The organism is Nocardia carnea, from assembly GCF_029868855.1.
Classification (GTDB): Bacteria; Actinomycetota; Actinomycetes; order Mycobacteriales; family Mycobacteriaceae; genus Nocardia; species Nocardia carnea_A.
This window is the reverse complement of sequence record NZ_JARWOV010000005.1, coordinates 1-6,674: the sequence shown is the minus strand read 5'-3', so window position 1 is coordinate 6,674 and position 6,674 is coordinate 1. Positions and strand designations below refer to the sequence as shown.

The 6,674-nt window shown below is 64.7% G+C and carries 6 protein-coding genes and 1 pseudogene; 2 read left to right on the top strand and 5 right to left on the bottom strand.

The window, feature by feature from the left end:
- Positions 1-313 precede the first annotated feature (313 nt).
- The 4 genes and pseudogenes from QH195_RS00085 to QH195_RS00075 all read right to left on the bottom strand — a co-directional run bounded on the left by QH195_RS00085 (position 314) and on the right by QH195_RS00075 (position 4,842).
- Entirely contained in the window at positions 314-859 is a 546-nt protein-coding gene (locus QH195_RS00085; RefSeq protein WP_280433844.1) for a recombinase family protein, read from the bottom strand.
- A 676-nt stretch (positions 860-1,535) separates the two neighbouring features.
- Positions 1,536-3,935: pseudogene (locus QH195_RS00080) on the bottom strand (Tn3 family transposase); the annotation flags it as partial.
- Positions 3,936-4,066: 131 nt separating this feature from the next.
- A complete protein-coding gene (locus QH195_RS35140; RefSeq protein WP_432278504.1) occupies positions 4,067-4,321 on the bottom strand; it encodes an inositol monophosphatase family protein in 255 nt (84 codons plus the stop codon).
- Positions 4,285-4,842 (bottom strand): inositol monophosphatase family protein, encoded by a 558-nt coding sequence (locus tag QH195_RS00075; RefSeq protein ID WP_280433843.1) that lies wholly within the window; start codon positions 4,840-4,842, stop codon positions 4,285-4,287. The genes QH195_RS35140 and QH195_RS00075 overlap by 37 nt, the downstream gene beginning before the upstream one ends.
- A 255-nt stretch (positions 4,843-5,097) precedes the next feature.
- Between QH195_RS00075 and QH195_RS00070 the strand changes: the two genes are divergently transcribed.
- Positions 5,098-5,523 (top strand): contact-dependent growth inhibition system immunity protein, encoded by a 426-nt coding sequence (locus QH195_RS00070; RefSeq protein WP_280433842.1) that lies wholly within the window; start codon positions 5,098-5,100, stop codon positions 5,521-5,523.
- Between the two features lie 99 nt (positions 5,524-5,622).
- The gene (locus QH195_RS00065) at positions 5,623-6,165 is read left to right on the top strand and encodes a hypothetical protein (protein ID WP_280433841.1); all 543 of its coding nucleotides are present in this window, start codon (positions 5,623-5,625) and stop codon (positions 6,163-6,165) included.
- A 270-nt stretch (positions 6,166-6,435) separates the two neighbouring features.
- Here the strand turns inward: QH195_RS00065 and QH195_RS00060 are convergent.
- Positions 6,436-6,674: hypothetical protein (locus tag QH195_RS00060; protein WP_280433840.1), on the bottom strand; the 239-nt coding region annotated here is incomplete at its 5' end.

Below are 6,674 nucleotides of genomic sequence, written 5' to 3'. Positions count from 1 at the left end.
CCAAACCGGCGGGCCCCACCCCCCCGCCAACCTCGCGGGCCGGCGCGCACACCCCTGTGGGGCCCCACCACCCCCCCCCCCCCCCCCACAAAACACCCCCCGGGGGGGGGCCCCCCCCCCCCCCCCCCCGTGCCCGGTTTCCGCAAGAGAGCATCGAGATCGGGCAGGTCGGCGATTGCTATCGGGGTCGCCATCCACTACGCACCGACGACAGCGCCGTCCTCGACAGGCGCGGATCAGCAGGGCAATGATGGGGTTCCGGTAGTAACGGCGCAGAAAACAACGAAGTTCGTGTAGCTGCTGGTCAGCGTCGTCATTCTGCTCGGGCAGATTCGCCTAGTGGCATCGCAAGGGACGTGTTGTCGCGTTCGAGGTGGCGGTAGATGGTTTTGTGGGAGACGCCGAAGGTTTCGGCGATCTGGGCAACGGTGTACTTACGTTTGCCCCGGTCGTCGAGTTCGTCGTACATCTCGCGTGCCTCGAGCGCTTGCAATTGACTCGAGGCAGCTGGTCGGCCGCCGACTCGTCCGCGGGCCTGCGCGGATTCCAGGCCCTCGAGGGTGCCTTCGCTGATCAGGTCCGCGGTCATTTCGTCCATGGCGGCGACGACGTGGAATAGGGATCGTCCGGCGGGGGTGGTGGTGTCGATGCCTTGTTTGAGCACCACCAGGTCCACCCCGCGCTCGTCGAGCTGGGCGGCCAGCTCGGTCATGTGCCGCACCGACCGGAACGGGCGCGCGAGCCTGCCGGAGGCTTTGTCGACCCAGATCCGTTCGCGCCCAGCATCGTTGAGCGCGTCGATCTGGGAGTCGTCCTTCTGTCCGCGCGTGGACACTCGCGCGTATCCGAACCGTCCCATACGCGGAACTGTCCCATAAAGGGCCGACACGTCGGGTTTCGTCTCGTAGATTCCGCCCACGGGTTATGACCCAAGCGGGGCAGGGTTTGAGCTGCGGCTTCCGGACGGCCTTGCCTGGTCTGGAAGTGTGGGACTCAAACGTTCGTTTCTGACCCATCGCATCGCGCGGTATGCGGCAGAATAGTGCGTTCGAGGTCACGACCAGGCGTCTTGGAGAACTTCACACGAGGCGGACGAGGATGGCTGCCAGCTCGCGCGCTTGTAGGACGACACCCACGTGTCCGGCCGCCAGATTGTGGACGTCGAACGGGTTGTTCGGTGTGAGATGGTCGGCGTCGTCGATCATTTTCGTAGCAAGTGCCGGAGAGATCACGTTGTCTCGGGTGAGGCGGATGTAGCTGCGGGGTATCCATCCCCAGGTGTCGGCTTCTACGCGGGCGTCGGCGAAGCTGGTCTGCGCCCCATCTTCGGGCTGCATGCCGTAGTTGGTCAGCATCAATGTCTGTTCCAGGGTGGCTTCGGGCATGTTGGTCCGCCGAAAATCCTCCAGTGCCAAGGGGTCCGGGGAACGGAGGTTGAACCGGATGAGGCCGCGGGATACCGGTTCCATTCCCAGAAACAGCGAGTGCTCGGTGTCCGGGACCAGCACATCTTTGAGGGCCTCCGGGGTCTGGCACTCCAGGTTCAGCTTGCTGGTGGGCAAATTGTCCGCGTCGGGTGGGAACCGTGACTCGGCCTCGGCACGCGGGCGCGGTCGGTACAAGGTGATCCGGCCCAGATCGCGAATACGAGGTGAGAGCTGCATTCCGAGTAGATCGAACAGCCCGAAGTTCACCAGGGTGACTCCGTGCGTATCGGTCGCATGCTCAGTAATCGGCAAATCTGTTGCGTTGCCGAGGATGTCATCGAGCACGTAGTGCGCTTCGCGTTTGGTGGCCACGATGATCTTCGTGCCGTAGGTGGCGTGCTGATCGCTCACGTGGGTGTAGGTGGAGAGCCCTTCCTCGGCGAAGTAGCGGCTCAGGGCGCGGGCGGTGATCGACTTGCCCCGGGTGGGGAACCGTTGCCCGTCCGAAGACGACAGGGTGCCGCCACCGAACGCCGAGGTCAGCGGGAGGCGCTGGTGGTAGTCGATGATCGCCAGGTTCGCCGCCCGCAGGGTTTCTTCCCGCACATGCCATTCCTGGGTCCAGGACAAGATGTCGTAGGAGATCCCGCACGCCTCGGCCATCCGGGTCAGCCCGAGATTGGTGGAGGCGGCCAGCAGCACCGCGATCAGGTTGCGTTTGAGCTCCGGGCTGCGGGACTGCTTACCGCTGGCGTGGGTGAAACAGTCCAGGTAGCCGGTGCGTTTGTCCAGCTCGATCAGCAGCGACACCATCGGCGCGAAGGGCAGCATCTCGGTCAGCTCCGCCTTCAGCGCGATCGCCTCGGCGGGCACATCCTCCGCGGTCAACGGTGAGATCACCAGATCCCCGCCCTCATCGAGGCGCGCCGGGCCCTCACCCTGAGCTAGCACCGTCTCCAGCTCTCCGACCGCCTCGTGCAGCTCATCTACCGCGACCGCCAGGGCCCGGCCAGGATCAGCCGGTTTGCCGACCAGCCGGCAGAATTCGGCGCGCGCAGGCTCCCACTGCACGGGTGTGAGCAGGTACGCGGCGGGATCGGCGTAGCGGCGCAACCCCGGCATGAACACATCCCCGCTACGCAGGCCATCGCGGAGCCCGATCAACACGCACAACTTCCAGAAGTGCCGGTAGCCGGTGACATTGCCGGACTTGTGGGCTTCTTCGAGGTAGCCGCGCCACTTGGTCGGCACGAACCCGGTCGGGGCATCGTCGAACACTTTGCGGCGGCCCGTCGCGTTCAGCTCCCGCAGCATCGCCACCGCCACCAGCAGCTCTGTCGATGCTGTGCCGCCGGCGAACCTCACCGCCGACAACACCGCAGGGGTGAACTGACGCAGATAGCTGTACGAGGAATCCAATGCCGCCAGATGCCCGTGATCACGCGGCAGCCGAGGTGTGGCCTGCGCGAGCGCCGCCCGCAACCGCTCCCACCCGATCACATCGCCACGGACCAAACCACCGATCTCCTCGTCTGGGATATGCGGGTCGGTCACGATTTTCAGCAGATCATCGAGCAAGGCTTGCCGGTCTTCGCCGGACTTACCGCGCTCGGCCAACTGCTGCTGCATCCGCCGCTCCGCCTGCCCGAACTTCGCCGAGATCGCCTGATCGAACAGCTGCACCACCTCATCGAGCACGTCGGTGCCCGATTGCGCCAGCATTGTGAGCAGGATCGGATGCCGGCGTTGCGGATCACGCCGTTCCAGGGCCTGACCAGTCAGGCGTCGGCCCATCGTCGCCAGGAACCGGCGGCGCTCGGCCGGAAGTACCGACATATCCACGGTGTCCGCACCCAGACCGCGCAGGAATCCCAGTTTCTCGACCTCGGTCTTGACCGCGGTCGCTGATGCCTCCACCGGACCGGTCGCCAGCCACCGCAACCGGGACACCTTCAACGACGGGTCGGTAACCAGCAACGCGTCCAGCTCCACGCACCGCGCAGGGGTGAATTCGTGCGCGAGCCGATCGTAGGTCTCGCGCTGAGCCTGGGCGCGCGCATGGGCCACCCGGCGGATTACGACCTCCGGGCCCGGCCGGATTACCCGCGCCGAGATCAGATACTCACACCCCAGCCGGAACAACAACGTCGGCGAATCGTGCTCCATCGCCCGCGCCAACAGGAACTCGTCGAGCTCTTTCAGCTCCATATTTCCAGCCGGTCGCCAGCTCAAATACTGCGCTACCAATCGCAGATGTTCGGTGCGGGTCTGCGCCCGTTTCCCGTACGAACGAAACTGCGCCGCATCAACATTCAGCTGATCAGCCAGCCGGTCCGCCGCCACCGCGGGCACCGTGGCCACCGTGTCCGACATGAATCCCAGCCACGGCAACGTACACAAAGCCACCGCAAGCCCGAGGCGCACCGCCGGCCCCCGCCCGCGCGGTGCCACGAACGCGATATCGGCTGGAGTCAGTGTGAAGAACCGGAACAGTTCCTCACGGCTGATCTAGGGGAACTCCCGCAGGCGCTGCAACTCTTCATCTGCGAACACCCGCGTCGCCACGAACCCGAACCTCCACGCTGCTGATCAACACTCGACAGCAGCCAAGCACCAATCACGGTGCCCCGCACCAACAATCACACAACACCCACCTGACCAGCGGCTACACGAATTTCGTTGTTTTCTGCGCCGTTACTACCGGAACCCCGATACGGCGACCCATCTGGTCGGACGGTTACCCCTCCAGCTTCGGCCAAGAGTAGAACGCCCGCGGCGTGATCCCACGGCAGTGATCGCTGATACAGGACAAAGTCGAGGGCACCATCGAGCATTCGCGTGTAATTAACACCAGCGCTCAAGGCGCCGAGGTCAAGGTTGCGAACCGACCGCAAACCTCTGCCAGTTGTGCGCGCTGCTGCTGGGGCATGCGCTTCGTAGGAGCAGCGCCCTGCAGACGCTCGACTTCCGCCGGCGGGGCGGGCCGTCGAATAGGGGCGCCGTTTCGGAAAGCCCCGGAGCCGTGCTCAGCCACGTAGAGCTGCCCGGCTTCGGGTACAAGGATCCACCCTGCAACAGGAGCGCCATTCCGCAAGAGTGCCACCATCACCGCGTATTCCCGGCGCCCCGCTACGAAATTCGAAGTCCCGTCGATAGGGTCCACTACCCAGCAGGACCGTGCGCTTAATGCGGAAAGGCGCGATGGGTCTTCGGCGGCCGATTCCTCGCCGACCACCGGGATATCGAGGACCTCCCGCAATCCTCGTGAGATCAGCTGTTCGGCTTCTCGATCAGCCACAGTGACCAAATCGCCCGGCGCCTTCTCTTGTATCTGCGCGGCGCCCAACCGGCGGAACCGGGGTCGAATCGCGATCTCACCGGCATCGACCAGGATCTGCGCGACCTCATCGATCACATCGTGAGACTAATCGAGAAGTGATGTCGGTGAACCCGCTCTATTACGACCCCGAACTATTCAGGGTTGGTTATGCTGGTGAATTCCGGCGGCAATCACCGGCGAATCTTGACGTCGATCAGCAACCAGGGGCCCCGCCGACATCGGCGAAATCTGACGTCACTGTCCACCCTGTGCCGCCGCTCTGTCGTGTCCGCCGACCCGCGATAATGCCGATTGTGGTGCCCAAGCGCATCGCAGTTGAGGAGGGCAGTGATGGGTGGCGGGGCCAATCGCGGGATAGATTCGCGATCCGTAGAGGAGATCGAGGGCCATGCTTGGGGCGCACCGTCTTCGGAAGCGACCTATGTAGTGAGAAGAATTCACCAGTTGCGCCAAGTCCCTATCGGTGCGTTCGGCATCGAGGACATGCGGATCATGTTGTCGCAGAATGTCGGAACGGCATTCATATTGCCTCGGGCGCTCGACACGCTGGAAGAGGATCCACTCTCCGCAGGCGACTTCTACCCGGGTGACTTGCTGGTGGCGATTCTGCGGCTGAGCCCTGAGCACTGGGGCGATTCGGCGCTGCGGGGCCGGGTGCGGCGTCTTGCGCAGCAGGCGGATGCGTCGATCGGGCAACGAGAGGGAGGCGATTACACCCAGACTCGGCAGTTGATCGACCAGTTCCTGGCGGATTGACACGACCGGACCCCTTGAACACCAACCAGATAGAACAAGACAGCCCGTATTCTGGACGGATGTTCCGGTCGGACTTCGACCGGAGATAGGGGGCGTTCAGTGACTGCCGCGATCGTGGCCGCCGTGGCCGGCATGCTCGGAATCGCCGTCGGACGTCTCTGGGACACCCGATCCGAAGCCACCCGATGGCGCCGTGACCAAAAGACCGAGTGCTACCAGCGTCTGGCCGAACAGTTCCAGGCAACCTACGAAGCGATCCGCGCCGTCGCCCACACCGACTCCGACACCAGCAGCCTGCAGGCACTGATCGAACACACCAAAGACGGCATCTTCCCGTCCTGGGACAGCGCCGTGGCCTCGGTCTGGCTGCACGGCTCAACCGACGTGGTGCGAGCAGCCAGCGCGCTGGACCAAGCCCTCAGCGAACTCCACCACGCCACCTTCCGACGCAGTCTCGTCACCGAGCAGGAGTGGGACCAACACCGCGTGCCCGTGCGCCGAGCCTTCGAGCACTTCCTGACCGCAGCACGCAAGGAACTGGCCCTGCCCCCGGTCGCAGTGGAGTTCTTCACCGACCCCGGCCTGCTCACCAGACCCTCCGGGAACGAGAGCGACCCCGCCCACACACCGCAACCGGAATAGCCCACACGCCGCACCGGTTGAACTCCTTGCCGACGTCCGGACAGCCCCGGGCCTCACCCCATTGTCGCTACGAGCGACCACTCGCCGAGAGGCGCTTGTGGGACGTCGGCCCCTTCCGGGACCAGACCCGGGGTTCCAGTAGTAACCGCCGAAAAAACAACGGATATGGGGCCTGGCCCAGATAACGGGGCCGCTTCGTGCACGGCTGAAGCGCTATAGCCGCAGGTCGGCAGATGCACTACCCCGGATAACAGACCGTTATCCGGGGCATTACTGCAATCGTTGAGCGGTCACGGCCAGACGCGTACCGCCGTTCGCCGCAGTCACCGATGCCCACGCCACCGGATGACAGAGTCGGCCAAGGTCTCTCGGGGCCCGCGCGGCCCCGTAGGGTCCGAGCTCACCGGCACCGACGATCACGACCATATCGCTGAGATCGGCGGTTACGGTGCCCCATTCGGGAACGGGAAGCGCCGAGGTCAGGGTCGGCGGGGCGGGCAGTGCGGGAA